Annotated in this window: 23 protein-coding genes; 15 read left to right on the forward strand and 8 right to left on the reverse strand. The window is 74.6% G+C overall.

Translation table 11 applies throughout. The features are described from left to right. Positions 1–48: 48 nt before the first annotated feature. Positions 49–2,112 (reverse strand): carbohydrate binding domain-containing protein, encoded by a 2,064-nt coding sequence (locus ACIGW2_RS13960; protein ID WP_399843611.1) that lies wholly within the window; start codon positions 2,110–2,112, stop codon positions 49–51. Between the two features lie 464 nt (positions 2,113–2,576). Between ACIGW2_RS13960 and dhaK the strand changes: the two genes are divergently transcribed. The 5 genes from dhaK (at position 2,577) to ACIGW2_RS13985 (ending at position 7,429) form a co-directional block, all read left to right on the forward strand. Continuing rightward, positions 2,577–3,569 (forward strand): dihydroxyacetone kinase subunit DhaK, encoded by a 993-nt coding sequence (dhaK, locus tag ACIGW2_RS13965; protein ID WP_399843614.1) that lies wholly within the window; start codon positions 2,577–2,579, stop codon positions 3,567–3,569. Between the two features lie 28 nt (positions 3,570–3,597). Beyond that, positions 3,598–4,209, forward strand: a complete 612-nt coding sequence (gene dhaL / locus ACIGW2_RS13970; protein ID WP_399844123.1) for a dihydroxyacetone kinase subunit DhaL — start codon at positions 3,598–3,600, stop codon at positions 4,207–4,209. After that, entirely contained in the window at positions 4,206–4,610 is a 405-nt protein-coding gene (locus tag ACIGW2_RS13975; protein WP_361582291.1) for a PTS fructose transporter subunit IIA, read from the forward strand. Before dhaL ends, ACIGW2_RS13975 begins: the two co-directional genes overlap by 4 nt. A gap of 190 nt (positions 4,611–4,800) precedes the next feature. Continuing rightward, positions 4,801–6,825 carry an FAD-dependent oxidoreductase gene (locus ACIGW2_RS13980; protein WP_399843617.1) on the forward strand — a complete coding sequence of 675 codons (2,025 nt, stop codon included), beginning with the start codon at positions 4,801–4,803 and terminating at the stop codon, positions 6,823–6,825. A 61-nt stretch (positions 6,826–6,886) separates the two neighbouring features. Next, positions 6,887–7,429: a PadR family transcriptional regulator gene (locus ACIGW2_RS13985; RefSeq protein WP_399843619.1), complete on the forward strand. Its 543-nt coding sequence runs from the start codon at positions 6,887–6,889 to the stop codon at positions 7,427–7,429. Positions 7,430–7,463: 34 nt separating this feature from the next. Here ACIGW2_RS13985 and ACIGW2_RS13990 read toward each other — a convergent pair whose 3' ends face one another. Beyond that, positions 7,464–8,264, reverse strand: a complete 801-nt coding sequence (locus ACIGW2_RS13990) for an SDR family oxidoreductase (protein WP_399843621.1) — start codon at positions 8,262–8,264, stop codon at positions 7,464–7,466. Positions 8,265–8,439: 175 nt separating this feature from the next. Here ACIGW2_RS13990 and ACIGW2_RS13995 point away from each other — a divergent pair, with 175 nt between their 5' ends. Both ACIGW2_RS13995 and ACIGW2_RS14000 read left to right on the forward strand, forming a co-directional pair. Further along, positions 8,440–9,318: a helix-turn-helix transcriptional regulator gene (locus ACIGW2_RS13995; protein ID WP_399843623.1), complete on the forward strand. Its 879-nt coding sequence runs from the start codon at positions 8,440–8,442 to the stop codon at positions 9,316–9,318. A gap of 127 nt (positions 9,319–9,445) precedes the next feature. After that, positions 9,446–10,840 carry an FAD-dependent oxidoreductase gene (locus tag ACIGW2_RS14000; RefSeq protein WP_399843626.1) on the forward strand — a complete coding sequence of 465 codons (1,395 nt, stop codon included), beginning with the start codon at positions 9,446–9,448 and terminating at the stop codon, positions 10,838–10,840. 23 nt (positions 10,841–10,863) lie between these two features. On the opposite strand, the gene ACIGW2_RS14005 is transcribed toward ACIGW2_RS14000, so the two are convergent. Continuing rightward, on the reverse strand, positions 10,864–12,204 hold the full coding sequence (locus ACIGW2_RS14005; RefSeq protein WP_399843629.1) for a DUF2252 domain-containing protein: 1,341 nt from the start codon (positions 12,202–12,204) through the stop codon (positions 10,864–10,866). Between the two features lie 215 nt (positions 12,205–12,419). On the opposite strand from ACIGW2_RS14005, the gene ACIGW2_RS14010 reads away from it, so the two are divergent. After that, complete coding sequence (locus ACIGW2_RS14010) at positions 12,420–13,205, forward strand: GntR family transcriptional regulator (RefSeq protein WP_361582309.1); 786 nt, start codon at positions 12,420–12,422, stop codon at positions 13,203–13,205. Between the two features lie 67 nt (positions 13,206–13,272). Here ACIGW2_RS14010 and ACIGW2_RS14015 read toward each other — a convergent pair whose 3' ends face one another. Together ACIGW2_RS14015 and ACIGW2_RS14020 are read right to left on the reverse strand one after the other, a co-directional pair. Continuing rightward, positions 13,273–14,805 carry an amino acid permease gene (locus tag ACIGW2_RS14015; RefSeq protein ID WP_399843631.1) on the reverse strand — a complete coding sequence of 511 codons (1,533 nt, stop codon included), beginning with the start codon at positions 14,803–14,805 and terminating at the stop codon, positions 13,273–13,275. A gap of 113 nt (positions 14,806–14,918) precedes the next feature. Beyond that, a complete protein-coding gene (locus ACIGW2_RS14020) occupies positions 14,919–15,914 on the reverse strand; it encodes a hypothetical protein (RefSeq protein WP_391655088.1) in 996 nt (331 codons plus the stop codon). Between the two features lie 327 nt (positions 15,915–16,241). Between ACIGW2_RS14020 and ACIGW2_RS14025 the strand changes: the two genes are divergently transcribed. The 5 genes from ACIGW2_RS14025 to ACIGW2_RS14045 are packed head-to-tail and all read left to right on the forward strand — an operon-like array spanning position 16,242 to position 21,828. Then, positions 16,242–17,723 (forward strand): FGGY family carbohydrate kinase, encoded by a 1,482-nt coding sequence (locus ACIGW2_RS14025; protein WP_399843633.1) that lies wholly within the window; start codon positions 16,242–16,244, stop codon positions 17,721–17,723. Next, complete coding sequence (locus ACIGW2_RS14030) at positions 17,720–19,141, forward strand: FAD-dependent oxidoreductase (RefSeq protein ID WP_399843636.1); 1,422 nt, start codon at positions 17,720–17,722, stop codon at positions 19,139–19,141. Before ACIGW2_RS14025 ends, ACIGW2_RS14030 begins: the two co-directional genes overlap by 4 nt. Then, entirely contained in the window at positions 19,138–20,343 is a 1,206-nt protein-coding gene (locus ACIGW2_RS14035; protein WP_399843638.1) for an FAD-dependent oxidoreductase, read from the forward strand. The genes ACIGW2_RS14030 and ACIGW2_RS14035 overlap by 4 nt, the downstream gene beginning before the upstream one ends. A gap of 9 nt (positions 20,344–20,352) precedes the next feature. Further along, entirely contained in the window at positions 20,353–21,015 is a 663-nt protein-coding gene (locus ACIGW2_RS14040) for a class I SAM-dependent DNA methyltransferase (RefSeq protein WP_399843641.1), read from the forward strand. A gap of 9 nt (positions 21,016–21,024) precedes the next feature. Next, the gene (locus tag ACIGW2_RS14045) at positions 21,025–21,828 is read left to right on the forward strand and encodes an alpha/beta fold hydrolase (protein ID WP_391655083.1); all 804 of its coding nucleotides are present in this window, start codon (positions 21,025–21,027) and stop codon (positions 21,826–21,828) included. 27 nt (positions 21,829–21,855) lie between these two features. On the opposite strand, the gene ACIGW2_RS14050 is transcribed toward ACIGW2_RS14045, so the two are convergent. Further along, on the reverse strand, positions 21,856–22,275 hold the full coding sequence (locus ACIGW2_RS14050) for an SRPBCC domain-containing protein (protein ID WP_391655082.1): 420 nt from the start codon (positions 22,273–22,275) through the stop codon (positions 21,856–21,858). Beyond that, positions 22,272–22,586, reverse strand: a complete 315-nt coding sequence (locus tag ACIGW2_RS14055; RefSeq protein ID WP_356069748.1) for a metalloregulator ArsR/SmtB family transcription factor — start codon at positions 22,584–22,586, stop codon at positions 22,272–22,274. The genes ACIGW2_RS14050 and ACIGW2_RS14055 overlap by 4 nt, the downstream gene beginning before the upstream one ends. A 154-nt stretch (positions 22,587–22,740) precedes the next feature. Between ACIGW2_RS14055 and ACIGW2_RS14060 the strand changes: the two genes are divergently transcribed. Together ACIGW2_RS14060 and ACIGW2_RS14065 are read left to right on the forward strand one after the other, a co-directional pair. Then, complete coding sequence (locus ACIGW2_RS14060; protein ID WP_356069745.1) at positions 22,741–23,214, forward strand: NUDIX domain-containing protein; 474 nt, start codon at positions 22,741–22,743, stop codon at positions 23,212–23,214. A 94-nt stretch (positions 23,215–23,308) separates the two neighbouring features. Continuing rightward, a complete protein-coding gene (locus ACIGW2_RS14065; RefSeq protein ID WP_361582337.1) occupies positions 23,309–23,554 on the forward strand; it encodes a hypothetical protein in 246 nt (81 codons plus the stop codon). Between the two features lie 50 nt (positions 23,555–23,604). Here the strand turns inward: ACIGW2_RS14065 and ACIGW2_RS14070 are convergent, their stop codons facing one another. Beyond that, positions 23,605–24,852, reverse strand: coding sequence for a cytochrome P450 (locus ACIGW2_RS14070; protein WP_391655081.1), 1,248 nt, complete (start codon positions 24,850–24,852; stop codon positions 23,605–23,607). Positions 24,853–25,083 lie beyond the last annotated feature (231 nt).

Below are 25,083 nucleotides of genomic sequence, written 5' to 3' on the forward strand. Positions count from 1 at the left end.
AAAAGCGGTGGGCCCGGCGGTCGCCGGGCCCACCGAGCGGAACGACGGTCAGCTGCGCCAGGTGTCGGTGAGTGTCACCGTGCCCTGTGCCGGTACGGTGGCGGTCCGGTTGGAGCCGCTCTCCCAGGTGATGTTTCCGGCCCCGTCCTTGCGGATGTACTTGTACGCGAACGCGGTGCCCGCCGGCAGCTCCAGGTCGAGCTTCCAGACGGGATAGGCCGCCGGGTCGAGCTTGAGGGCGCCTGAAGGCGCCCAGGAGCCGAGGGCGGGGATGTCTCCCACGACGTAGATGTTCTGGCCGGGAATCGTCGTGGCGTTCACCGCGAAGGACGCGCCGGTCCTGGACTGTTCGGCGCCGCAGGGGTTGCCGGTGCCGACGGTGCCGCCCTTGACGGTGATGTCACCGGTGCCCAGCGCGTAGTCGGCGGCGTTGTTGTTGTCCCAAGCCCCGGAGCCGTTGGTGAACGCCGCCCTGAGCCCGGTGGCGGTGCCCAGGGCGACCCGCTTCCTCACCCAGCCGGCGCAGGCGGTCTCCATCGCGACACCGGGTGCCGTGGTCCAGGTGCCGCCGGTCGGGGCGTAGTGCAGGTAGTACGCGGACCAGTGGTTGTCCGTGCTGTAGTACACGGTCGCCTCGTTGTCCGAGGTCCTGTTGTCGAACGCTCCGACGTGCAGCGCGATGGCGTCGGAGCCGCCGACCGTGGCGGTGAACCGGCCGTCGGGGCCAACGGTGTACGCGGGCCCGGTGCAGCCGCCGCCCGGAACGGGGTCGCCGTGCTGGACGTCGCAGTAGGTGCCGGCCGGCAACGAGGTCTGGAACGTCCGGGTGATCGCAACGGCTTCGCGGTTGATGGCCGCGAACGCCTTGGCGCCGCGGCCGAAGGCGATGGCGTTGTTGCCGTTGTCCCACCAGTTCTTGATGCCGGTGCCCTCGGCGGTGTTGCGGAAGGCGACCATGTTGGCGATCTGCCGCCACGCGTGCTGGCAGGACCAGCCGTCGCTGTAACAGGCCCGGACGTCATGGCCGTTGGGGGCACCGTCGTCCCGGCCCGCGAACTCGTATCCGGAGTGCACCGACGGGGTCCCGTACGGGTGGGCGAGCATGAAGACGTGGGCGAGGGTGTACGAGGCGCCGTCCCGGTAGCTCAGGCTGCCGCCGTTGCGTTCGGTGTCGTGGTTGGCGACCATGCTGCCGCTCTGGCCGGAGGGCATGTACCCCCATGCCTCGCCGAAGGTCTTGAGGTAGGACAGTTTCTCGTTGGTGAAGATCCGCTTGAGGTCGGTCGTGTAGCGGAACTCCTGGACGTCGCCCGTGCCGAGGTACTCCGTCGGCGAAACGGCTTCGCCCGCGCCGTGGATGGCCTCCTGGATCCAATACGCGTTCGCGTTCGCCAGCTTCGCGCGGATGGCCGCGAGGTCGCGCGCGGGCACGTGCTTGACGGCGTCCACGCGGAAGCCGTCGACGCCCAGGGCGGTCAGGTCGTTCAGGTACCCCGCGATCATGCCGCGGACGTACTCGCTGCCGGTGTCGAGGTCGGCGAGAGAGGGCTTGCCGACTTCGCCGAGTTCGCACTCCTGGACGTTGTACCGGTCCGCGTAGTCGCTGCCGATCGGGCGGCGACAGCCGTGGAAGTCCGCGTCGGAGTAGACGCCGGGGTACTCGTACTTGGTGTACTTCGTGCCGGCGGTGCCGGTGCCCGATCCGGACGTCATGTGGTTCAGGACGGTATCGGCGATGACCTTGACTCCGGCGCCGTGGCAGGTGTCGACCATGTTCCTGAAGGCCGCCCGGTCGCCGAGCGGTCCCTGGATCTTGTAGCTGACCGGCTGGTAGCCGGTCCACCAGGAACTGCCCTGAATGCGTTCCTGCGGCGGCGAGACCTGGACGAAGCCGTAGCCCTTGGGCCCCAGCGTGCGCGTGCACTCGCGCGCGATCGAGGCGAAGTTCCATTCGAACAGGACGGCGGTGACCTTCTTGGCACCGTTGGCATCGGGTAAGGCCGCGGCCGGGTGGGCCGGGGCCACGAGCGGGGAAGCCAGGCCCAGCGCCACCGCGATGGCGCCAAGCGCCGCGGTGGTCCGACTCGGCACGGCTCTCAGGCCGATCCTCATGGGGAGTTCCTCCTGCGTGTGCGGGTACCGACCGGGCGCGGCGAAGGTCCCAAGTCCCCTCCGCGCCCTGCCGATTGGAAGGTTTTGCTGCAACTTTCAGCAAGACCAGAGCAAGCTAGGGGTGAACTCACGGGGCAGTCAAGGCTCCTGACACGCATCCGTCGCCCGTCGTCGGCACCAGGCGTGGTTCCGTGACCGGGACGACGACCTCGGGGGGCTACCGGAACCGGCGTACGCCGCATCACCGGCTCCAGGACCCGGGCATCACGCCATCGCGGACCGAGACGCTCTCGGCCGGGCGGTCCCGCGCGGAAACGGCCCGTGACGGCCCGGGACGTTTCCCTGCGCCGATCGCGTGAACTTCCCCGGCGCAAGGTCAATACTGCCGAAGGAAGCAAGCGTGGACTCCCCCTCTCGAACCACCGTCGTCACCTGACCATCCGCTACCTCCCGAGGAGACACCGTTGAGGATGTTGATCAATGTTCCGGAGACCGTGGTCGCCGACGCGCTGCGCGGCTTCGCCGCGGCGCATCCCGAGCTGACCGTGGACGTGGAGAACCGGGTCGTGCTGCGGCGGGACGCGCCGGTGGCCGGGCAGGTGGCGCTGGTGTCCGGGGGCGGGTCGGGGCACGAGCCGCTGCATGCCGGGTTCGTCGGGCCGGGGATGCTGGCGGCGGCCTGTCCGGGGGAGGTGTTCACGAGTCCGGTGCCCGATCAGATGGTGCGGGCGGCGGCCGCGGTGGACAGCGGGGCCGGGGTGCTGTTCGTCGTCAAGAACTACACGGGTGACGTGCTGAACTTCGAGATGGCCGCGGAGCTCGCCGAGGACGAGGGCATCCAGGTCGCCAAGGTGCTGGTCGACGACGACGTGGCCGTGACCGACTCGCTCTACACGGCGGGGCGGCGGGGCACCGGCGCCACCCTGTTCGTGGAGAAGATCGCGGGCGCGGCGGCCGAGGCGGGTGCGCCGCTGGAGCGGGTGGAGGCGATCGCCCGCAGGGTGAACGAGCGCTCGCGGAGCTTCGGGGTGGCGCTGAGTGCCTGCACGACCCCGGCGAAGGGCTCGCCGACCTTCGATCTGCCGGAGGGCGAACTGGAGCTGGGCATCGGGATCCACGGGGAGCCGGGCCGTGAGCGGCGGCCGATGATGACCTCGCGGGAGATCGCGGACTTCGCGGTGGACGCGGTGCTCGACGAGCTGCGCCCGCAGGGCCCGGTGCTCGCGCTGGTGAACGGGATGGGGGCGACCCCGCTCCTGGAGCTGTACGGGTTCAACGCCGAGGTGCAGCGGGTGCTGGCCGAGCGCGGGGTGCCGGCCGCCCGGACGCTGGTCGGCAACTACGTGACCTCGCTGGACATGGCCGGCTGCTCGGTGACGCTGTGCGAGGCCGACGAGGAACTGCTGCGCCTGTGGGACGCGCCGGTGAGCACGCCGGCGCTGCGCTGGGGCCGGTGAGGGGAGCGTGTCGGAGGTGACGGACGACATGGCGGACGAGCGGACGTACGGGGCGGAGTTCTTCCGCGACTGGCTGACCGCGGCGGCCGCCGCCGTGGACCGGGAGGCGGACCGGCTGACCGAGCTGGACTCGGCGATCGGCGACGCCGATCACGGGGCCAATCTGAAGCGGGGCTTCGCCGCCGTCACGGCGGCCCTGGAGAAGGAGCCGCCGGGGACGCCGGGCGCGGTGCTCGTGGCCGCCGGGCGGCAGCTGATCTCCACGGTGGGCGGGGCGTCCGGGCCGCTGTACGGGACGCTGCTGCGCCGCACCGGCAAGGCCCTGGGCGAGGCGGAGCGGGTCTCCCGGCCGGAGCTCGCCGGGGCGCTGACCGAGGCCGTGGCGGCCGTCGCCCAGCTCGGCGGCGCACAGCCGGGCGACAAGACGATGCTGGACGCCCTCACGCCGGCGGCCGAGGCGCTCGGGACCTCGTTCGCGGCGGCCCGGGAGGCGGCGGAGGCCGGCGCGCTGGCGACCGTACCGCTGCGGGCGCGCAAGGGCAGGGCGAGCTATCTGGGCGAGCGCTCGGTCGGGCACCAGGACCCGGGGGCGACCTCGTCGGCGCTGCTGTTCGCGGCGCTCGCGGAGGTGGCCGCATGACGGGGCGGGTGGGGATCGTGCTGGTCTCGCACAGCGCGGCCGTGGCGGCCTCGGTGGCCGAGCTGGCCCGCGGATTGGCGGGCGGCGGGGACACGGCGCCGGTGCGGCCGGCCGGCGGCACCCCGGACGGCGGCCTCGGGACCAGCGCCGAGCTGATCGCGCAGGCGGCGAAGGACGTGGACGGCGGCGCGGGCGTGGCGCTCCTGGTGGACCTGGGCAGCGCGGTCCTGACGGTGAAGGCGCTGCTCGCGGAGGGCGACGAGCTGCCGGAGGGCGCGCGCCTGGTGGACGCCCCGTTCGTGGAGGGCGCGGTGGCCGCGGTGGTGACCGCGAGCGCCGGGGGCGACCTGGACGCGGTCGTGGCGGCGGCGTCGGAGGCGTACGCGTACCGGAAGGAGTGAGGGCCCGCCGGGAGCCGGGTTTGGCGGTTCACGAGGGGAGGGGCGTGCCGGGCGGCCCCTCCCCTCCCCGTGCCGGGCCCTCTCCTGTGGCGTCCCGCACATCGCCGCCCCCCATTTATGCAACTTGTTGCACAAGCGGGGGCGGGTCGTCTACAACAGTCGGGACGACCCCGCGCGAGGAGGCGCCCCGATGGCCCCGAACACCCCGTACCCGCATCTGCTGAGCCCGCTGGACCTCGGGTTCACCACCCTGCCCAACCGGGTGCTCATGGGCTCGATGCACGTCGGTCTGGAGGAGGCCGAGCACGGCTTCGAGCGGATGGCCGCCTTCTACGCCGAGCGCGCCCGCGGCGGCGTCGGCCTGATCGTCACCGGCGGCATCGCGCCCAACGAGGCCGGGCGGCCCTGGGACGGCGGCGCCAAGCTGACCACCCCCGAGGAGGTCGCCGAGCACCGGGTGATCACCGAGGCCGTGCACGCCGAGGGCGGGCGGATCGCCATGCAGATCCTGCACTTCGGGCGGTACGCCTACCACCAGGACCTGGTCGCGCCGAGCCCCCTCAAGGCACCCATCAGCCCCTTCGTGCCGAACGAGCTGTCCGACGCCGAGGTCGAGCAGACCGTCGAGGACTACGCCCGCTGCGCGGAGCTCGCCAAGGAGGCCGGCTACGACGGCGTCGAGGTGATGGGCTCCGAGGGCTATCTCATCAACGAGTTCATCGCCGCCACCACCAACCAGCGCACCGACCGCTGGGGCGGCTCCTACGAGAACCGGGTGCGCTTCCCGCTGGAGATCGTGCGCCGCATCCGCGAGCGCGTCGGCAGCGACTTCATCGTGATCTACCGCCTGTCCATGCTCGACCTGGTCCCCGGCGGCTCCACCCTGGACGAGGTGGTCGCCCTCGCCAAGGAGATCGAGGCGGCCGGCGCCACCATCATCAACACCGGCATCGGCTGGCACGAGGCCCGGATCCCCACCATCGCCACCTCCGTGCCGCGCGGCGCCTACACCTGGGTGACCAAGCGGCTCATGGGCGCGGTGTCGGTGCCGCTGGTGACCTCCAACCGCATCAACACCCCCGAGGTGGCCGAGGAGATCCTCGCCGACGGCCGCGCCGACCTCGTGTCGCTGGCCCGCCCCTTCCTCGCCGACCCCGCCTTCGTCGCCAAGGCCGCCGCCGACCGCGCCGAGACCATCAACACCTGCATCGGCTGCAACCAGGCCTGTCTGGACCACACCTTCAGCCTGAAGATCACCTCCTGCCTGGTGAACCCGCGGGCCTGCCACGAGACCGAGCTGGTCCTCTCCCCCACCCGCCGCGCCAAGCGGATCGCCGTCGTCGGCGCCGGCCCGGCCGGACTGTCCTGCGCGGTCTCCGCCGCCGAACGCGGCCACACCGTCACCCTCTTCGACGGCGCCGCCGAGATCGGCGGACAGCTGAACGTCGCCAAGCAGGTGCCGGGCAAGGAGGAGTTCGAGGAGACCCTGCGCTACTACCGGGTCCAGCTCGCCGAGCGCGGCGTCGAGGTGCGCCTGAACACCTTCGTCACCGCGGCCGACCTGGCCGACTTCGACGAGGTGGTCGTCGCCACCGGCGTCACCCCGCGCGTGCCCGGCATCGAGGGCGTCGACCACCCGAGCGTCGTCGGCTACCTGGACGTGCTGCGCGACCGCGTCCCCGTCGGCGAGCGGGTCGCGATCCTCGGCGCCGGCGGCATCGGCTTCGACGTGGCCGAGTTCCTCACCGACGGCGGCGAGGGCGCGAGCCAGGACCCGGAGACGTACTTCCGGCAGTGGGGCGTGGACACCACCTACGCCTCGCGCGGCGGTCTGCGCGCGCCCGAGCGCTCCGCGCCGCCGCGCCGGGTGCACCTGCTCCAGCGCAAGACCAGCAAGGTCGGCGCGGGCCTCGGCAAGACCACCGGCTGGATCCACCGCACCGAGCTGAAGCACCGGGGCGTCACCATGGTCGCGGGCGTGAGCTACGACCGCATCGACGACGAGGGCCTGCACCTCACCGTGGACGGCGAGCGGCAGCTGCTGCCGGTCGACACCGTGGTGCTGTGCACCGGCCAGGAGCCGCGCCGCGACCTGTACGAGGAGCTGGTCGCCGCCGGCCGTACCGCGCACCTGATCGGCGGCGCGGACGTGGCCGCCGAGCTGGACGCCAAGCGGGCCATCGACCAGGGCACGCGCCTCGCCGCGGCCCTGTGACCCTCGCGCGGGGCGGGCCGTGCGAGCGGACCGTACGACCGGCCGAACCTAGGATGCGTGCATGTCCCTCCCGCACGCGATCCTGACGGCGCTGCTCGAGAAGCCGTCCTCCGGCCTCGAACTGACCCGCCGCTTCGACCGGTCCATCGGCTACTTCTGGTCCGCCACGCACCAGCAGATCTATCGCGAGCTCGGGAAGCTGGAGCAGGCGGGGCACATCCGTGCCCTGCCCGCTCCGGTCCCCGCGCGCGGGCAGAAGAAGGAGTACGAGGTGCTGCCCGCGGGCCGCGCCGAGCTGGCGGCCTGGGTGGACACCGCCGAGGACCCCAAGCCGATGCGGTCCGGGCTGCTGCTGCGGATGCGGGCCGCGGCCGTGGTCGGCGGCACCGGACTGCGGGCCGAGCTGGAGCGCCATCTCGACCTGCACCAGCGGCAGCTGGACGAGTACCTGGAGATCGAGCGCCGGGACTTCCCGCCCGAGCGCCGGACGAGCGAGCCGGACCGGCTGCGCCATCTGGTGCTGCGCGGCGGGATCGACCTGGAGCGCTTCTGGGTGGAGTGGCTGCGCCACGCGCTCGCCGAGTTCGGCCCGCGGCCCGCGTAGCACCCCCGCCACGCCGTGCACCGGGCCGCCCCGGTCAGGCGGCCTGGCCGGTGGGCATGATGGTGACCTGCTGGAGGTTCACCCGCGGGGGCAGCGTGGCGATGAAGCCGACCGTCTCGGCGACGTCCTCGGCCGTGAGCCACTCCATGGTCTCCTTCGAGCCGGCCAGCCAGTCCAGGGCGCCCCGGTCCGTGACGTGGCTCTGCAGCTCGGTGCCGACGATGCCGGGCTCGATCGCCGACACCCGCACCTTCTTCGCGCCCAGCTCCGCCCGGAGGTGGCGGGAGAGGTGGGTCACGTACGCCTTCGTGCCGGAGTAGACAGCGAAGTTCGGGAAGATGTTCTGCGCGGCGATCGAGGAGGTGTTGATCAGGTCGGCCACCCCGCGTGCGGCGGCGGCCCGGACCAGCTGCGGGGTGAACGCGCCGATGGCGTTCATCAGTCCGCTGATGTTCAGGTCGATCTGACGCTGCCACTGGTCCGCCGCCAGCTCCTCGATCGGGGCGGGCAGCATGACGCCGGCGTTGTTCAGGAGCAGGTCGGCGCCGCCGAGTTCGGCCTCCACCCGAGCGGCGGCGGCCCTCAGGGCGGCGGCGTCGGTCACGTCGGCGGCGATCGCCAGGGCACTGCCGCCGTTCTTCTCGATGCGGGCGACGAGTTCCGCGAGCCGGTCGGCCCGGCGGGCCAGGACGACGACACGGGCGCCCAGGGCCGCCAGTCGCTCGGCCGAGGCCTCGCCGATGCCGCTGGAGGCGCCGGTGACGACCGCGACACGGCCGGTCAGGGGCAGGGCCTGGGTCGGGGAGTGGTGCTGCGACGGGGTGTTCGTGGACATGCTGCACGCCTTCCGGGAAGGAGAGGGAGGGAACGCGGCCGGTTCCGTCGACCGCCACTCCAGAACACCACCCGGAGGGGTCCCGCGGGACGCCACGACTGACCCTGGCCGGACTGGTACCGGCAGGGCCACCCTGGAGCCCACCCGGCGCCGCCGGCCCCCGCACACTGGAGGCATGGACCGCACCAAGGAGATCTCCGGCTTCCTGCGCTCCCGGCGCGCCCGCATCACCCCCGAGGACGCCGGGCTGCCCGCCGACGCGCGGGTCCGCCGCGTGCCCGGCCTGCGCCGGGACGAGGCGGCCCGCCTGGCCGGCGTCAGCACCGAGTACTACACACGCCTGGAGCAGGGGCGGGCGGGCAACCCCTCCGCCGAGGTCGTGGACGCGGTGGCCCGCGCGCTGCGGCTCGACGAGACCGAACGCGAGCACCTGACCGACCTGTTGCGCTCCGGCACCGGCGCCGCCCGGACCGCGCGCCGCGCCCCGGCGCGGGCCCAGCGGGTCCGGCCCGGCCTGCACCTGATGCTGGAGACGCTCGCCCACGTGCCGGCCTTCGTCCTCGGCCGGCGCACCGACGTGCTGGCCTCGAACCGGCTCGCCCGGGCGGTCCTCACCGACTTCGACGCGCTGCCCGCCACCCGGCGCAACCTGGCGCGCTACTACCTCCTGGACCCCGAGGCCCGCGAACGGGTGGGCGACTGGGAGCGGATCGCCGCCGAGACGGTGGCCATCCTGCGGCTGGAGGCGGGCCGCCACCCCCAGGACCGGCAGCTGGCCGACCTGGTGGGCGAACTCACCCTCGGCTGCGCCGAGTTCACCGGCTGGTGGAACGACCACCGGGTGCTGCGCCGCACCCACGGCAGCAAGCACTACCACCACCCGCTGGTCGGGGAGCTGCACTTCTCCTACGAGTCCTTCCAGGCCCCCGGCGACGCGGAGCAGACCCTGTGCGTCTACAACGTCGAACCCGGCTCCGCGACCGCCGAGGCGCTGCGGCTGCTGGACAGCTGGACCGCACCCGGCGCCCCGGCGCGCCCCCTCCCCCGCGCCTGAGTCCGCACGGACGGACAGCGCGGGCGCGCGGGCGCACGCGCCCTCGGCGCACCGGGCCGCCCGCGACGCGCCCCCGAGCGGGCGTGGATACTGATGGGTCCACATCTCCATACGCGAAAGGGCGAGGATGACCGACGAGTTGGGACCTCGCAGGACACGTCATGCGGTGGTCGTCGGGGGGAGTCTCGCGGGTCTGCTGGCCGCGCGGGTGCTGAGCGAGCACGCCGAGCGGGTCACCGTCGTCGAGCGCGACCGGTTCCCCGAGCAGGCGGAGCCACGGCCCGGGGTGCCGCAGGGCCGGCACCTGCACGTGCTGATCGAGGGCGGCCAGCGGGCGCTGGACGAGCTGCTGCCGGGCTTCATGGCCGAGCTCGCCGCGCTCGGCGCGCCGCGGGTCGGGATGCCCGAGGACATGGTGCAGTGGCAGAACGGGAAGTGGTTCGCCCGCACCCCGGCCTCCGCGCACTTCTTCTCCGGTCCGCGCGACCAGCTCGAATGGCTGGTGCGCGAGCGGGTGTTCGCGGATCCCCGGATCGAACGAATCGAGGGCACCGAGGCGGTGGGCCTGCTCGGCGACGCGGCGCGGGTGCGCGGGGTGCTGCTGCGCGAGCGCGGTGCGGGCGCACCGAAGGAGCCGTATCCGCTGGAGGCGGACCTCGTGGTGGACGCCTCGGGGCGGTCGACCCGGGCGGCGGACTGGCTGAAGGGGATCGGCGCGGAGGCGCCGCACGAGGAGACCCTGGACACCGGGCTCGCCTACAGCACCCGGCTGTTCCGCTCCCCGGAGCCGGATCCGGCCGTGGACGCGCTGGGCTATTACGTCGTGCCGAACCCCGGACAGGTCTACAGCGGGGTCATCCTGCCGCTGGGCGACGGGCGGCACGTGGTCACCCTCTCGGGGCTGCGGGGTGACGAACCGCCCACGGACGAGGCGCTGTTCGAGGAGTACGCGCGGCGGCTGCCGCACCCGGTGATCGCCGACTGGATCGCGAAGGCGGAGCCGCTGACCCCGGTGTACGGCTTCCGCCGGACGGCGAACGTGCGCCGTCGCTACGACCGTCCGGGGCGCCGTCCGGCGGGCTTCCTGGCCACCGGCGACGCGCTGTGCGCGTTCAACCCGATCTACGGGCAGGGCATGGCGGTCGCCGCGATGAGCGCGGTGGCGCTGCGCCGGGCCCTGGCGGACCCGCGGCGCACGCCGACGACGCGGCGGGTGCAGCGGGCACTGCTCGACGCGTCCCGGCAGGCCTGGGACATCTCGGCGGGCGCGGACAAGAAGATGCCGGGCGCGACGGGTGACGCGGCGCGCAGCGGGGCCGTGGACCGGGTGACCGGCTGGTATCTGGGGCGGGTGCAGCAGCGGGCCGCGGGCGATCCGGTGGTGGGTGCGGCCTTCCGCGCGGCGCTGACCCTGACGGCGCCGCTGACGGCGCTGTTCGCCCCCGCGGTGCTGCGGGCCACCCTGTTCGGCCCGGTGCCGCCGACGCCGGTGGCACCGCCGCTGCGGCGCCCGCGGGCCTGAGTACGGGCGGCGGCCCCGGGGGTTCAGACGCCCGGGGCCGCCGTGACCACGCCGGCGGCGATGGCGGCGCTGAGGGCGGAGTAGTCGTCGGCGTTCTGCGCCGCGTAGCGGAGGGCGAAGTCGGCGACGGCGCGGTCGAAGACGTCGGAGGAGCCGAGGTAGGCGGCGATGGCGATGCGGTCGCCGGAGCGGGCGTGGGCCCGGGCGAGGGCGCGGCCGCAGAGCCGGGCGTACTCCCGCAGGACGGACGGGGACATCGTCTCGACCTCGGCGGAGCCCTTCATGTCGCGCAACTGGCGCCAGTAGAAGTGGCGTTGTTCGGGCCCGGTCATCCAGCCGAGGAAGATGTCGCTCGCGGCCTGGGTGAGGCGCTGGCCGCAGACCACCCGGCGCCCGTGGTGGGCGAAGGCGCTGGGCGCGAGGTACGGCTCCAGGACGGAGCCGCCGGCCTCCTTGATCTGGAGGAAGAGCGGGTCGCCGTCGTCGCGGCCCTGGAGCAGCAGGATGAAGCAGCGGGTGCCGACGCTGCCGACACCGACCACCTTGCGGGCCGCGTCGACGAAGTGGAAGCGGTCGAGGAGCAGCCGGCGCTCCTCGGAGAGCGAGCTGCGGTAGTCGCTGAAGATCTTGCCGAGGGCGACCCGGTCGAGGTCGGCGACGCGTTCCAGGAGCGGCGGGTCCTCGGTGATCCGCCGTCGGCCGGAGTCGTCGGTGGTGGTGAGCTTGGCGAGGGCCTGGAGGCTGGTGCGGCGGCGGGCGCGGGCGAGGCGTTGCTCCATCCGGGTGCGGTCGGCGCCGCGGACCAGGGGCGTGAGGTCGTCGGCGGCGATCCGCTCGTACCAGACGTCGAGTTCGCCGAGTCCGGCGAGCCGGCGCATGGCGAGCCGGTAGGCCTCGGCGGCGACCTGGGCGGCGCGATGGGCCTTGCCCTTGGTGGTGCCGTTCTGGAGGGCGGCGACGGTGACGGAGGCGGCGAGGCGCTTGACGTCCCATTCGAAGGGTCCTGGCAGGGTCTCGTCGAAGTCGTTGACGTCGAAGAGGAGCGTCCGTTCGGGTGAGGCGTAGACGCCGAAGTTCAGCAGGTGGGCGTCGCCGCACAGTTGCACGGTGAGTCCGGTGTGCCGCTGGGCGGCCAGGTCGGCGGCCATGACGGCGGCGGCGCCGCGCAGGAAGGCGAAGGGGGAGACGGCCATGCGTCCGTAGCGGATGGGGACCAGCTCGGGGACCCGGTCCACGGACTCTCGTTCGAGGACGGTGAGCGCGTCGGGGCGCTGGGAGGACGCTATCCAGCGCCCGTGCGAGGAGCGGGGCACCCGCTTGCGGGCCGCCTTGCCCGCCGCTGCCCGCTCGGACGGTGTCGCCATCCGGCCTCACCCGCCTTTCCGCCGCGGCGTACGCCACCGGCGCGGGCGTCACCCGGCCGGCTGCGATCCATTACACGGCCCGGCGCTCGTTTCGGCCACTCTCGCCGGCGGGACTTCCAGAATGGTTTAGACCAATGATAGGAATGATCACCCACACGACTCGGGCGATCACGCCGAGCAATGGTTGAACGATGCATGACAGAGAGGGTCGAGACATGGCCGAGCCCGTTCCCGAGCACCGGTCGAGCGCGACGCTTCCGCTCTACCTCCGGGTCGCCCACGCCCTGCGGGACGACCTGGGCAAGGGGCTCATCTCCCCCGGCAGCCGGCTGCCTTCCGAGCGCCTGCTGGCCCACCGCTACCACGTCAACCGGCAGACGGTGCGCAGCGCGCTCCAACTCCTGCGCGACGAACGGCTGGTGGTGACCGACCGGCGCGGCACCTTCGCCGCCGACCCGGGGCACGAGTCCGCGCACGAACCGCGCCTCACCGTCCAGGCCGCGCGGCGGCGCACCTTCCCGGGCGGGCCGCGGGCGGCCGACGCGCTGGTGCGCGCCTCGCTGTCCTGGGAGGCGCCGCCGGCGGCACTCGCCGGGCGCCTGTGCCTGGCGCCCGGGGAGCCGACCCTGGTCCACCGGCACCTGGTGCTCACCCCGGGCGGCGAGCCGATGCAGCAGTCGGTGACCTGGTTCTCCCGGCCGGCGCTGACGGAGATCCCGCAGCTCGGGCGGTACCGCGGCGGCCACGAGCGGCGCGGACAGCCCGACCTGCGGCTGCTCTACCACTGGATGCGCCAGGCGGGGCTGCGCACGACCCACCGGGAGTCGGTGGGCGTCCCGGCGGGTCCGCCGGACCCGGGGGCGGAGGGGACGCCCGTCCCGGGCGCGGCCCGGCTGTGCGTCCACCGGGTGGTGACCGACCAGCACGGGCACGCCCTGGAGATCACGGACATCGAGTTCGCGGCCCGGACGGGCGCCTGGACCTACGAGTTCGGCGGCTGACCGGCCCCTCGGCACCGGGGTCCCGCGGCCCCTGGGCGCCGGCCGGCGCGGGCCTCCGTGCGCGTCCTCAGACGATGCCCTCGGCGATCTCCGCCTCCTCGCGGGCGCTGCCGTAGGTCTGCGGGGTGCCGTACGAGCGGCGGGCGACGTACCACCAGACGCTCGCGAGGACGAGCACCACGGCCAGCGCGATCACCGCGTAGTTCATGGTGTCGACGGTGACGGGCGAGCGCTGCGGCAGGCAGAAGAGCACGGTCACCAGGGCCACCCAGACCACCGCGATCCAGCCGATCGGCTTGCTCCAGCGGCCCAGGTTCCACGGGCCGGGCACGAAGCGGTCGCCCGCGCGCAGGCGCAGCAGGATCGGGATCGCGTAGGCCGGGGTGATGCCGATGACGTTGATGGCGGTGACCGCGCCGTAGGCGGTGGCCGAGTAGAGCGAGGGCAGCGCGAGCACCGCGGCGACGATCACCGACAGCCATACGGCGGGCACCGGGGTGTGGGTGCGGCTGCTGACGCGCCGCCAGAGGGCGGAGCCCGGCAGGGCGTTGTCACGGCTGAAGGCGAAGACCATGCGGCTGGCGGCGGCGACCTCGGCGTTGCCGCAGAAGAGCTGGGCCACGATCACCACGAGCAGCAGTGCCTTGGCGCCGCCCTCGCCGAGCGCGTCGAGCAGGATCTGCGCGGGCGGGACGCCGGTGGCGGTGTTCTGGGTGCCCGCGTAGTCCTGGATGGCGAAGGTGAGGCCGGCGAGCAGCGCGAAGCCGGCGATCCAGGAGGCCCAGATGGAGCGCACGATGCCCTTGGCGGCGGCCACCGAGGCGTTGGCGGTCTCCTCGGAGAGGTGGGCGGAGGCGTCGTAGCCGGAGAAGGTGTACTGGGCGAGCAGCAGGCCGATCGCGGCGACGTAGAGCGGGTTGGCCCAGCCGGTGTCGTTGACGAACTCGGTGAAGACGAAGCTCGCGGACTGGTGGTGGTCGGGGACGATCGCGAGCGCGCCGACGATCAGGGCGACGCCGGCGAGGTGCCACCACACGCTGATCGAGTTGAGCAGGCTGACCACGCGGACGCCGTTGAGGTTGAGCACGGCGTGCACCAGCAGGATGACCAGGAAGATCAGGAAGGTGGACTCGGGCGTCGGCGCGATGCCCCACTGGAGGTTGAGGAAGGCTCCGGTGAACAGCGCGGCGCCGTAGTCGATGCCGGCGATGGCACCGAGCAGACCGAGCAGGTTCAGCCAGCCGGTGTACCAGCCCCAGCGGCGTCCGCCGAGGCGGTCGGCCATGTAGTAGAGCGCGCCGGACGTCGGGTAGGCGCTGGTGACCTCGGCGAGGGCGAGGCCGACGCACAGCACGAACAGGCCGACGCCGGCCCAGCCCCACAGCATGACGGCGGGGCCGCCGGTGCCCAGGCCGAAGCCGTACAGGGTCATGCAGCCGGACAGGATGGAGATGACCGAGAAGCTGATGGCGAAGTTGCCGAAGCCGCCCATGCGGCGGGCGAGGACGGGCTGGTAGCCCAGCTCCCTGAGGCGGGCCTCCTCGTCCCGCGCGGCCGGTGGCGGCTTGCGTATCGCGTCGGTGGGAGCGGTGCGTGACATGCGTTTCCTCCGGGGGAAGGGGGTCGGACCGTGCCGTACGGGGGGGGACGGGCACGGTGGTCTGAGGGGCGGCCCGGCGGGCGGGCGCCGGGCTCCGGGGGCGAGCCGGGCGGTCAGGGTCCGCCGCGGGCGCCGGGGCCGCCCAGGCAGCGCGCCCGGGCCCGCAGGAAGACCTCCTCGGCGGGGCCGCGCTCGTCGGGGCGGTCGGTGCGGTACGCCCAGGGCTGCGGGGTCCAGTACGGGCCGAGGGCCTCGAACACCCGGGCCGCGTCGGCGAACTTGAGCGCGCCGTAGAGGCCGTGCGCGAGGTGGCTGAGGTCGAGCACGCTGGCCTCCTCGGTGGCGCAGAAGAGGAACCAGGAGTCCATGGCACGGTCGGCGTCGCGCACCGCGTCCTCGGCGACCCAATGCAGGTCGAGGGCGCGCTCGTGGCCGCGCTCACGGCGGTAGCGCTCGACCCGCACGTAGAGGGGCAGGGCGTGCAGGGCGGAGCCGACGGGGGCCGAGGAGGCCGCCCACTGGGCGTAGTTGACCGCCTCGGAGAGCGGTCCGCTGCGGCGCGCGTACACGAACTGGAGCATCCGGTGGTGCGCCTCGCGGTTGTACGGGTCGCGCTTCTCGGCCTCGGCGAGCAGGCCCCAGGGGCCGGGCGGCAGCATCGGCGCGGGCGGCACGGCCCGGTGCTCCTCCATGCGCTGCTGGGTGTCGAGCACCGACAGGGCGAGGCGGCACACCCAGGGCACCGGGTCGGCGGGCACCCGGTCGGCGGCCTCCAGGCAGGCGGTCCAGGCCTCCTGCCAGAGTTCCCGGGTGCGAGGGTGGCCGGTGCGGTGGGCGCGGACGGCGCGCTCGACGCACACGCGCGCGTGCATCACGCCCGCGGCGGCGGAGTCGGGCTGCTCGATCCGCCAGGCCTCGACGACGTCGGTGCCGGCGGCGACGGCGGCGAGCACCTGGGTGCGGCGGGTCCAGCCGGACCAGCCGGAGGTCTCGTCGAGTAATCGGGCCATCGCCACCCAGCGCCCGGTGCGCAGCTCCTGGACGGCCCCGCGCAGGGCGTGGTCGTGGCCCGCCGGGTGGTAGACGGGACGGAAGCCTTGCGCGGCCATCAGGGGGCGGGGCGGGGGGTGGGCGACATGATTCCTCGGTGCGGTGGGCGGAGGGGGTGGTCAGTCCCCAGGGGCGTCCCGGCCGACCCGGCCGTTGATCGGCGATCACTATAGAGGTTGCCGGATGTGACCGATCCACTTTTCTCCGTGATCGCAAGTATTCGGCCAGCGACCGGATTTGACTTGTGGTCAGCAGGGCCGCCGGACCTGACGGCTTCCCTCCGCAAGCCTTGACGGACGGCTTCGGCACCGACAGGCTGACCGGTTCCACGCTCAGGAACGCGATCAAGGAACTCCAGGAACCATGACCGGCAGGGAGTCGCACACATGACGGGCCCGGTACTCGCCGTCGACCAGGGCACGTCGGGCACCAAGGCGCTCGTCGTCCATCCCTCGCGCGGGGTGATCGGGAGCGGCTTCGCCCCGGTCCGGCCCCGCGCCCTGCCCGGCGGACGGGTCGAGGTCGACCCCGGTGAACTGTACGACTCCGTGGTCGCGGCCGGCCGGGCCGCGCTCGCCGAGGCCGGCGAGCCGGTCGTCGCGGTGGGCCTCGCCAACCAGGGCGAGACCGTGCTCGCCTGGGACCCGGCGACCGGCGAGCCGCTCACCGACGCGCTCGTCTGGCAGGACCGCAGGGCCGCCGGCATCTGCTCCGAACTTGGCCCGCACGCAACGGAGTTGACACGGATCACCGGTCTGCCGGTGGATCCCTACTTCGCGGCCCCGAAGATGGCTTGGATCCGTCGCCATCTGACCGGCGCCGGTGTGGTCACCACGAGCGACGCCTGGCTCGTACACCGGCTCACGGGCGCCTTCGTCACCGACGCGGCCACCGCGGGCCGCACCGGCCTGCTCGATCTGGACACCGTCGCCTGGTCGGACACGGCCCTCGACGCGTACGGCCTCGGCGGCGAGCGGCTGCCCCGGGTCGTGGACGCCGACACCCCGGTCGGCACCACCACCGCCTTCGGCCCGCCGCTCCCGCTCACCGGCCTGCTGGTCGACCAGCAGGCCGCGCTGCTCGCCCAGGACGTGACCGTCCCCGGCAGCGCCAAGTGCACCTACGGCACCGGGGCCTTCCTCCTCGCGCAGACCGGTCCGGCCCCGCGCCGCAGCGGCACCGGCCTGGTCGCCTGCGTGGCCTGGCGGCTCGCCGGCCGCACCGCGTACTGCCTGGACGGGCAGGTCTACACCGCCGCGTCCGCGGTGCGCTGGCTCACCGAGCTGGGGGTCGTCTCAGGCGCCGAGGAGCTCGACGCGGTCGGCGGCGCCGTGCCCGACGCGGGCGGCGTCACCTTCGTGCCCGCCCTCGCCGGACTCGCCGCCCCCTGGTGGCGCGGCGACGTGCGCGGCGCGGTCACCGGGCTCGGCCTCGACACCGGACCCGGCCACCTGGTGCGCGCCCTGTGCGAGGGCCTCGCCGCCCAGGTCGCCGAGCTCGCCGGGGCGGCCGCGGCCGATCTGGGCGCCCCGCTCACCGCGCTCCGGGTCGACGGCGGACTGACCCGCTCGGCGCTGCTCATGCAGACCCAGGCCGACCTGCTCCAGCGCCCCGTCGAGGTCTCCGCACTCCCCGACGCCACCGCCCTGGGCGTCGCGGCGGTCGCCCGGCTCGGCCACGAGCCCGGCCTCGCCGTCCACGAGGCCGTGCCCGACCGGAAGCCGTCCGCCGTGTACGAGCCGCGGGTCTCGGCCGACGAGGCCGCCGAGCGCCTGGGCCGCTTCCGCACCGCCGTGGCCGCGCTCCTCGCGGACGGCGACGGGACCGGCCACGATGCCGGGACCGGAACCGGCGGCGGCGCCTCGTGAGCGTCACCCGGCGCGGGGTGCTCCCGGACACCTCGGCGCCCGGCTCCGCGTACGACGTGACCGTGGTCGGCGCGGGCGTGGTCGGCTGCGCCATCGCCCGCGAACTCGCCCGCCACGACCTCAGGGTGGCGCTCGTGGAGGCGGGCGGCGACATCGGCGAGGGCAGCTCCAAGGCCAACACCGCGATCCTGCACACCGGCTTCGACGCCGTGCCCGGCTCCCTGGAGGCCCGGCTGGTCCGGGAGGGCGGGCGGCTGCTCGCCGCCTACGCCGAGGAGACCGGCATCCCGGTCGAGCCGGTCGGCGCGCTGCTCGTGGCCTGGGACGAGCGGCAGCTGGCGGAGCTCCCCCGGCTCGCCGCCAAGGCCGTGCGCAACGGACACGACGGCACCCGCATCCTGTCGGCCGCCGAACTGGGCGCCCGCGAACCACACCTGGGCCCGGGCGCGCTCGGCGCGCTCCACGTACCCGGCGAGTCGATCGTCTGCCCGTGGAGCACCCCGCTCGCCTACGCCACCCAGGCCGTGCGCTCCGGGGTCGACCTGCACCTGAACTGCCGGGTGGAGAAGGTGCGGCCGGGCGGGGACGGGGCACCGCACCGGCTCGTCACCCGGCGCGGCGTGCTGCGCACCCGCTTCCTGGTCAACGCCTGCGGACTGTACGCGGACGCCTTCGACGCGCTGCTCGGGCGGGAGGACTTCACCGTCACCCCGCGGCGCGGCCAGCTGCTGGTCTTCGACAAGTTCGCCCGCCCACTGGTCCGGCACATCCTGCTGCCCGTCCCGGGCCCGCTCGGCAAGGGGGTGCTGGTGGCGCCGACGGTGTACGGGAACGTGCTGCTGGGTCCGACCGCCGAGGACCTCGACGACAAGACCGCCACCGGCTCGACGGCCGAGGGCCTCGCCGGACTGCGGGAGCAGGGCCGGCGGATCCTGCCCGCGCTCCTCGACGAGGAGGTCACCGCCGTCTACGCCGGACTGCGGGCCGCGACCGGCGCCGAGGACTACCGGTGCTCCGCCCACCCCGAGCTGCGCTACGTGACCGTGGGCGGCATCCGGTCCACCGGGCTCACCGCCTCGCTCGCGCTGGGCCGGCACGCGGTCAACCTGCTCGCCGACGCCGGCCTGGAGCTCGGCCCGGAGCGGCCGCTCGCCCCGGTGCGGATGCCGAACCTCGGCGAGGCCTTCCCCCGCCCGTACCGCGACGCGGCGCTCATCGCCCGCGACCCCGCGTACGGGACGGTGGTCTGCCACTGCGAGCGGGTCACCCTGGGCGAGATCCGCGACGCGCTCGCCTCCCCCGTGCCGCCCGCCTCCCTGGACGGACTGCGGCGCAGGACCCGGGCCCGGGCCGGGCGCTGCCAGGGCTTCTCGTGCGGGGCGACGGTCCGGGCACTCTTCGAGGAGGGCGTGCGGTGACAAAGGCGCGGACGGCGGCCCGTGCGGTCGACGTACTGGTGGTGGGCGCGGGCCCGGCCGGCCTCGCCGCGGCGGCCCGGCTCGCGGCGGCCGGGGCGGGCCGGGTGGAGGTCCTGGAGCGGGAGCGGGCGGCGGGCGGAGTGCCCCGGCACTGCGCGCGCGGCGGCTTCGGCGGGCTGACCGGGCCCGCGTTCGCCCGCCGGGCGGTACGCGCGGCGGTCGGCGCCGGGGCCGTGCTCCGTACCGGCGTCGGCGCGACCGGCTGGGCCGGACCGCTCAGCCTGGAGGTCACCGCGCCCACCGGCCCCGAGGAGATCACCGCACGGGCGGTGGTGCTCGCCACCGGGGTGCGCGAACGGCCGCGCAGCGCCCGGCTGGTGCCCGGCGCGCGCCCCGCCGGGGTGCTGAGCACCGGCGAACTCCAGCAGTCCGTCGAGCTGTTCGGGTTGCGCGGCGAGCGGATCGGACGGCGCGCGGTCGTCGTCGGCTCCGACCCGATCGCCCGGCACGCGGTGCGCACCCTGCGCCGGGCCGGGGTGCCGGTGGCCGCCGTGGTCGCCGACCGCCCGTCCGGGCCGTGGCTGCCGGGCCCGGTGCTGCGCGGCGCCACCGTCCTCGAACTCCTCGGCCGGGGGCGCCTGTCGGGGATCCTGGTGCGCGGGGCCGACGGGCGCACCGGGCTGCTGCGCTGCGACACGGTGGTCTTCACCGGGGACTGGCTGCCGGACCACGAACTGGCCCGCGCGGGCGGGGTGCCGCTCGATCCGGCGACCCGTGGCCCCGCCGTCGACGGCGCCCTGCGGACCGCCGTGCCGGGGGTGTTCGCGGCGGGCAACCTGCTGCACGGCGCCGAGCCGGGCACGGTCGCGGCGGCCGAGGGCCGTGCGGTCGCGGACGCGGTCCTCGCGCATCTCGCCGGCGCCCCGTGGCCGGGCCCCGGGCCCGCCCTGCGGCCGGAGGGCGCGCTGCGCTGGCTCACCCCCGGCCGGCTGTCCCTGCCCGGCTCCGCCCCCACCCTGCTGCTGCGGCCCGCGGACCGGCTCGCCCGCCCGCTGCTGATGGTCCGTCAGGACGGACGGCTGCTGTACGAGCGGCGCCTGCCGGCCCTGCTGGACGCGCACCGGTCGGTGCGCCACCCGGCGGTCTGGGCGCCGGACGCGGACCCGGCGGGCGGCCCGGTGACGGTGGCGCTGACGCCGTAACCTCTCGGGATGGACAGCACCCGGGACCCCCAGCAGGACTGGCTCGCCGACACCCGCACCTCGTACGACACGGTGGCCGCCTCCTACACCGAGTTCGTGCGCGACCTGCTCGACCGCACGCCCTACGAGCGGGCGATGCTCGCGGTCTTCGCCGAGGCCGTGCGCACCTCGGGCGGCAGGCCGGTCGCGGACCTGGGGTGCGGGTCGGGCCGGATCGCCGCGCACCTGCACGGGCTGGGCCTGGAGGTCCTGGGCATCGACCTGTCCCCCGCGATGGTCGCGCTGGCCCGCCGCGAGCACCCGGGGCTCGACTTCCGGGTGGGTTCGATGACCGCGCTCGACCTGCCCGACGCCTCGATGGCGGGCCTGGTCGCCTGGTACGCGCTGATCCACGTCCCCGACACGGAGCTGGACCGCACCCTGGCCCACTTCCACCGGGTGCTGCGCCCGTCCGCCCCGCTGCTGCTGGCCTTCCACGCGGGCGCGGAGAGCCGGCTGAAGACGGAGGGCTACGGCGGCCACCCGATGCGCCTGCACGTCCACCTGCGCGACCCGGACGCGCTCGCCGAGCGGCTGACCGCGGCCGGTTTCGCCGTGGAGGCGCGCATGACGCTGACCTCGGCGGAGAGCACCCACGGCGCCCTGGTGGTCGCCCGGCGGGCCGCCGCCTAGCCTGAGGGCATGGCTGTGGTACGGACGGGCGGGGTCGACGTCGTCTACGCGCGGGCGGGGCGGGGGCCGCTGCTGGTGCTGGCGCACGGCGCCGGGAGCGACGGGCGGATGTGGGGGCCGCAGGTCGAGGCGCTGGCGGACGAGTTCACCGTGGTGGCCTGGGACGAGCCGGGCGCCGGGAGGTCGGGTGACCTGCCGGCGGGCTTCGGGCTGCCGGACTACGCGCGGGCCCTGGCCGCCGTGATCGAGGACGTGGGGCTCGGGCCGGCCCACGTGGCGGGGCTGTCCTGGGGCGGGACGGTGGTCCTGGAGCTGTACCGGCTGCGGCCGGACCTGGTGCGCTCGCTGCTGATGGTGGACACGTACGCCGGCTGGAAGGGCTCGCTGCCACCGGAGGAGGTGGCGGCGCGGGTCGAGGGGGCGCGGCGGATGCTCGCGGCGCCCCGCGAGGAGTTCGACCCGACGCTGCCGGGGCTGTACGCCGAGGGTCCGCCGGAGCGGTTCGCGGCGGTCCTGGACGCCATGAACCGGGACGTGCGGCCGGAGAGCATGGGCGTCCAGCTCTCCCTGATGGCCGAGGCCGACGAGACGGACCTGCTGCCCCGGATCGCGGTGCCCACGCTGCTGCTGTGGGGCGAGCGAGACGCCCGTTCGCCGCTGGACGTCGCCCACGCCTTCCGGGAGGCGATCCCGCACGCCGAGCTGGTGGTGCTCCCGGCGGTGGGCCACATGAGCAACCTGGAGGCGCCGGAGGCCTTCACCGCGGCGGTGCGCGCCTTCTGCCGCGCGCACGCCGGGGACGCGTCGGGCTGACGGAGTCGGCCGGCCGGAGCGGACCGGTCAGGCCGTCTCGTCGAGGAGCGCGGCGAGGCCGTCCAGGACGTGCGGCCAGCCCTCGCCCATGCCTTCGAGGGCCTGGCGGCCCAGGGGCGAGTCGAGGTCGAAGCCCGCGTGGGTGAGGAAGAGGCGGGTGCCCCGCCCCTCGGGCACCAGGCGCCAGGTGACGGTGGTGTCGAGGGTGCCCTCGGCGAAGCGGTAGGCGAGGAGGCGCTCGGGGTCGGCCTCGGTGACCTCGCAGGGCTGGAGGCCCCAGTTGCCCATGTCGAGGGTGAAGCGGTGCCCGACGACCGGCTTGACGTCGCCGGCCGCCCACCAGCGGGCGTGCAGCACCGGGTCGGTGAGCGCGGCCCAGACGGCGGCCGGCGGGTGGGGCAGGAAGCGCGCGAGTTCGATGGTCTCGGTGGCGGGGGTGTCGGTCATGCGTCGTTCTCCTCGTCCAGGAGGTCGGCCAGGGCGTCCAGGCGCTGTTTCCAGTAGTGCTCGAAGGGGTGCAGCCAGTCGCTGACCTCTTCCAGGCCCGCGGCCCTGAGGTGGTAGTAGCGGTGCCGGCCGCGCGGCTCCTCGCGGACCAGCCCGGCGGACTTGAGAACCGCCAGGTGTTCGGAGACGGCGGGGCGGCCGAGCGCAAACATCCCGGCCAGCTCGCCGGTGGAGCGCGGCCCCGCACGGAGGGTCTCCAGCAGTCTGCGGCGCACCGGACTGGCCAGCACGCCGAACACGTCGGTGGGCATGCCACCACGATACGTCGGGAATCTCCGACGCGTCAAAGATTCCCGACGCGTCGATGGACGGAGGGTCCGATGGCACCGGACATGGCGCGCGCGGGGTGGCGCGGCCGGCGACGCGGGGGTGTGCGGGCGGCCCCGCTCCGCCACACTGGGCGGTATGCCCGACAAGCGCAGCGCCGGACTCCTGCTCTTCCGCCGCACTCCGGACGGCCTCCCGCAGGTGCTCATCGGCCACATGGGCGGCCCCTACTGGGCCGCGCGGCACGAGTCCGCCTGGTCCATCCCCAAGGGCGAGTACGAGCCCGACGAGACGCCCGAGGCCGCGGCCCGCCGGGAGTTCACCGAGGAGCTGGGCCTGCCCGCGCCGGACGGCGCCTGGCTCGCGCTCGGGGAGCAGCGCCAGCGCAACGGAAAGCTCGTCACCGTCTGGGCGGTGGAGGCGGATCTCGACCCGGAGCGGGTGGTGCCGGGCACCTTCACCATGGAGTGGCCGCGCGGCTCGGGCGTGATGCGGGAGTTCCCGGAGATCGACCGGGTCGGCTGGTTCGGCCTCGCGGAGGCCGCGCCGCTGCTGGTCGAGGGGCAACGGGTGTTCCTCGAACGGCTCGCCGCGCGGCTCGACGGGGCCTGATCGGGCGGGCCCCGCGGGGCGGTTCACCCCGATTGTCAGACCCGTGCGAGAGGGTGGGGTGAGACAGCCTCAGACCGTCGAGAGGGAGCCCGACATGACGCCCGTCACCGGCCGCGAGCGCGCCGCAGCGCAGGCCTATCTCCGGCTGCTCGAGTCCACCCAGGCCGTGCTCTCCGACCCGCGGCTCGAGCCGTACGCGGCGGCGATGCTGACGCATCCGATGGCGGAGGCGGACGAGGCGCTGCGCGCGGCGGGCCTCGCGGGGAACGAGGCGCATCTGCTGCGCCTGGTCGCGGCCTTGCGGGCCTCCCCCGCCGCCGAGCGGGGAAGGTCCGCCTGAGACCCGGCCGGCCGGGGCGGCCGGACCTGGTTCCGGCCGTACGGGGCGGGTCAGCCGAGGCGTACGGGCAGGGCGCGCACGCTGTTGCCGACGAAGCCCGCGTGCCGGGCCAGTTCGGACTCGGGGACGGCGAGGGAAAGGTCCGGGAAGCGGGTGAAGAGCGCCTCCAGGGCGAGCGTGGCCTCCAGCCGGGCGAGCGGCGCGCCCAGGCAGTAGTGCGCGCCGTGCCCGAGCGAGAGGTGTTTGACGGCCTGTCCGCGGGTGACGTCGAAGCGGTCGGCGTCCGGTCCGTACGCCTGGGGGTCGCGGCCCGCCGCCGAGTAGCCGGCGAGCACCGGGGTGCCGCGCGGGATGGTGGTGCCGTCGACAACGAGGTCGCGGACGGGGTAGCGGAACGGGAAGTAGCTGACCGGGCTGTCCCAGCGCAGGGTCTCCTCGACCACGTCCGCCCAGTCGGCGCGGCCCTCGCGGACGTGCGCGAGCTGCTCGGGGTGCCCGCACAGGGCGCGCACCGCGTTGGTGACCAGGTTCAGGGTGGTCTCGTGGCCGGCGATGATCAGCAGCACCAGGGTGCCGATCAGTTCGCCCTGGTCCAGCCGGTCGCCGCCCTGGTCGCGGACGGCGATGAGGGCGCTGATGAGGTCGTCGCCGGGGGCGGCGGCCTTCTCGGCGGCGAGGGCGGCGAGCAGTCCGACCAGCTCGCGGTTGGCGGCGACGGCCTGTTCGGGACCGGTGTCGGTGGCGACGACCTGGCTGGACAGCCGGTGCAGCCGGTCCTGGTGCTCCTCGGCCACGCCGAGGAGTTCGCAGATCACGCCGAGCGGCAGCGGCAGGGCGTAGTGGCGGCGCAGGTCGGCGACGCCGTCGCCGGCCCGGGCCGCCGCCTCCAGCCGGTCGAGCAGCGCGGCGGTCACGGCCTCGATCCGCGGGCGCAGTTCCTCGATGCGGCGCGGCGTGAAGGCCTTGCTGACCAGGGAGCGCAGCCGCCGGTGGTCGGCGCCGTCGGCGGTGGTCATGCCCGGGACGGTGGCGAAGGTGAGCAGCGGCCAGCCCTCGGGTATGCGGCCCTCGGCGAGCGCGGTGAAGTGGCCGGGGCCCTTGGCGACATCGGGATGGGAGACGAAGTCGCGCAGGGCGTCGTGGCCGAGCACGGCCATGCCCTCGATGTCGCCGGGGAGCAGCACGGGGGTCACGGCGCCCTGGGCGAGCAAGCGGGCGTTGTCCGCGTGCGGGCAGCCGCCGGCCGGATCCAGGCGATACAAAGGCCGGTCGGCGGGGGCGGTGTGCGGGGCGTTCACGGAAGGGCACTCCTGACTGCGGAAGCGCGACCGGCCGGTCGCGGTCGGAGCCGGGCGCGGGACGGATCCGGGCACGAACGGGTCCGGGCACGGACGGATCCGGGCACGGACGGTCAGATCCTAGGCTGAACAGGGCCGTTTCCCCAGGGAGTTGCCCAGCCGTCCGCTTCCGCTCACCGTCGCTCCCGGCCGCCGTGACCCCATCCGTCCGGGCTCCGGCACCGGCGCCGG

The sequence above is a fragment of the Streptomyces sp. NPDC053541 genome, assembly GCF_044544705.1.
In the GTDB taxonomy this organism is placed as follows: domain Bacteria; phylum Actinomycetota; class Actinomycetes; order Streptomycetales; family Streptomycetaceae; genus Streptomyces.

What these genes read in the sequence shown, in the direction of transcription:
- ACIGW2_RS13980 (WP_399843617.1), top strand. Translation starts at nt 4,801, where the DNA reads ATGGCCCCGAACACCCCGTACCCGCATCTGCTGAGCCCGCTGGACCTC.
- ACIGW2_RS13985 (WP_399843619.1), top strand. Translation starts at nt 6,887, where the DNA reads ATGTCCCTCCCGCACGCGATCCTGACGGCGCTGCTCGAGAAGCCGTCC.
- ACIGW2_RS13960 (WP_399843611.1), bottom strand. Translation starts at nt 2,112, where the DNA reads ATGAGGATCGGCCTGAGAGCCGTGCCGAGTCGGACCACCGCGGCGCTT.
- ACIGW2_RS14060 (WP_356069745.1), top strand. Translation starts at nt 22,741, where the DNA reads ATGCCCGACAAGCGCAGCGCCGGACTCCTGCTCTTCCGCCGCACTCCG.
- ACIGW2_RS14005 (WP_399843629.1), bottom strand. Translation starts at nt 12,204, where the DNA reads ATGGCGACACCGTCCGAGCGGGCAGCGGCGGGCAAGGCGGCCCGCAAG.
- ACIGW2_RS13975 (WP_361582291.1), top strand. Translation starts at nt 4,206, where the DNA reads ATGACGGGGCGGGTGGGGATCGTGCTGGTCTCGCACAGCGCGGCCGTG.
- ACIGW2_RS14000 (WP_399843626.1), top strand. Translation starts at nt 9,446, where the DNA reads ATGACCGACGAGTTGGGACCTCGCAGGACACGTCATGCGGTGGTCGTC.
- ACIGW2_RS14010 (WP_361582309.1), top strand. Translation starts at nt 12,420, where the DNA reads ATGGCCGAGCCCGTTCCCGAGCACCGGTCGAGCGCGACGCTTCCGCTC.
- ACIGW2_RS14025 (WP_399843633.1), top strand. Translation starts at nt 16,242, where the DNA reads ATGACGGGCCCGGTACTCGCCGTCGACCAGGGCACGTCGGGCACCAAG.
- dhaL (WP_399844123.1), top strand. Translation starts at nt 3,598, where the DNA reads ATGGCGGACGAGCGGACGTACGGGGCGGAGTTCTTCCGCGACTGGCTG.
- ACIGW2_RS14065 (WP_361582337.1), top strand. Translation starts at nt 23,309, where the DNA reads ATGACGCCCGTCACCGGCCGCGAGCGCGCCGCAGCGCAGGCCTATCTC.
- ACIGW2_RS13990 (WP_399843621.1), bottom strand. Translation starts at nt 8,264, where the DNA reads ATGTCCACGAACACCCCGTCGCAGCACCACTCCCCGACCCAGGCCCTG.
- ACIGW2_RS14015 (WP_399843631.1), bottom strand. Translation starts at nt 14,805, where the DNA reads ATGTCACGCACCGCTCCCACCGACGCGATACGCAAGCCGCCACCGGCC.
- ACIGW2_RS13995 (WP_399843623.1), top strand. Translation starts at nt 8,440, where the DNA reads ATGGACCGCACCAAGGAGATCTCCGGCTTCCTGCGCTCCCGGCGCGCC.
- ACIGW2_RS14020 (WP_391655088.1), bottom strand. Translation starts at nt 15,914, where the DNA reads ATGGCCGCGCAAGGCTTCCGTCCCGTCTACCACCCGGCGGGCCACGAC.
- ACIGW2_RS14050 (WP_391655082.1), bottom strand. Translation starts at nt 22,275, where the DNA reads ATGACCGACACCCCCGCCACCGAGACCATCGAACTCGCGCGCTTCCTG.
- ACIGW2_RS14040 (WP_399843641.1), top strand. Translation starts at nt 20,353, where the DNA reads ATGGACAGCACCCGGGACCCCCAGCAGGACTGGCTCGCCGACACCCGC.
- ACIGW2_RS14045 (WP_391655083.1), top strand. Translation starts at nt 21,025, where the DNA reads ATGGCTGTGGTACGGACGGGCGGGGTCGACGTCGTCTACGCGCGGGCG.
- ACIGW2_RS14055 (WP_356069748.1), bottom strand. Translation starts at nt 22,586, where the DNA reads ATGCCCACCGACGTGTTCGGCGTGCTGGCCAGTCCGGTGCGCCGCAGA.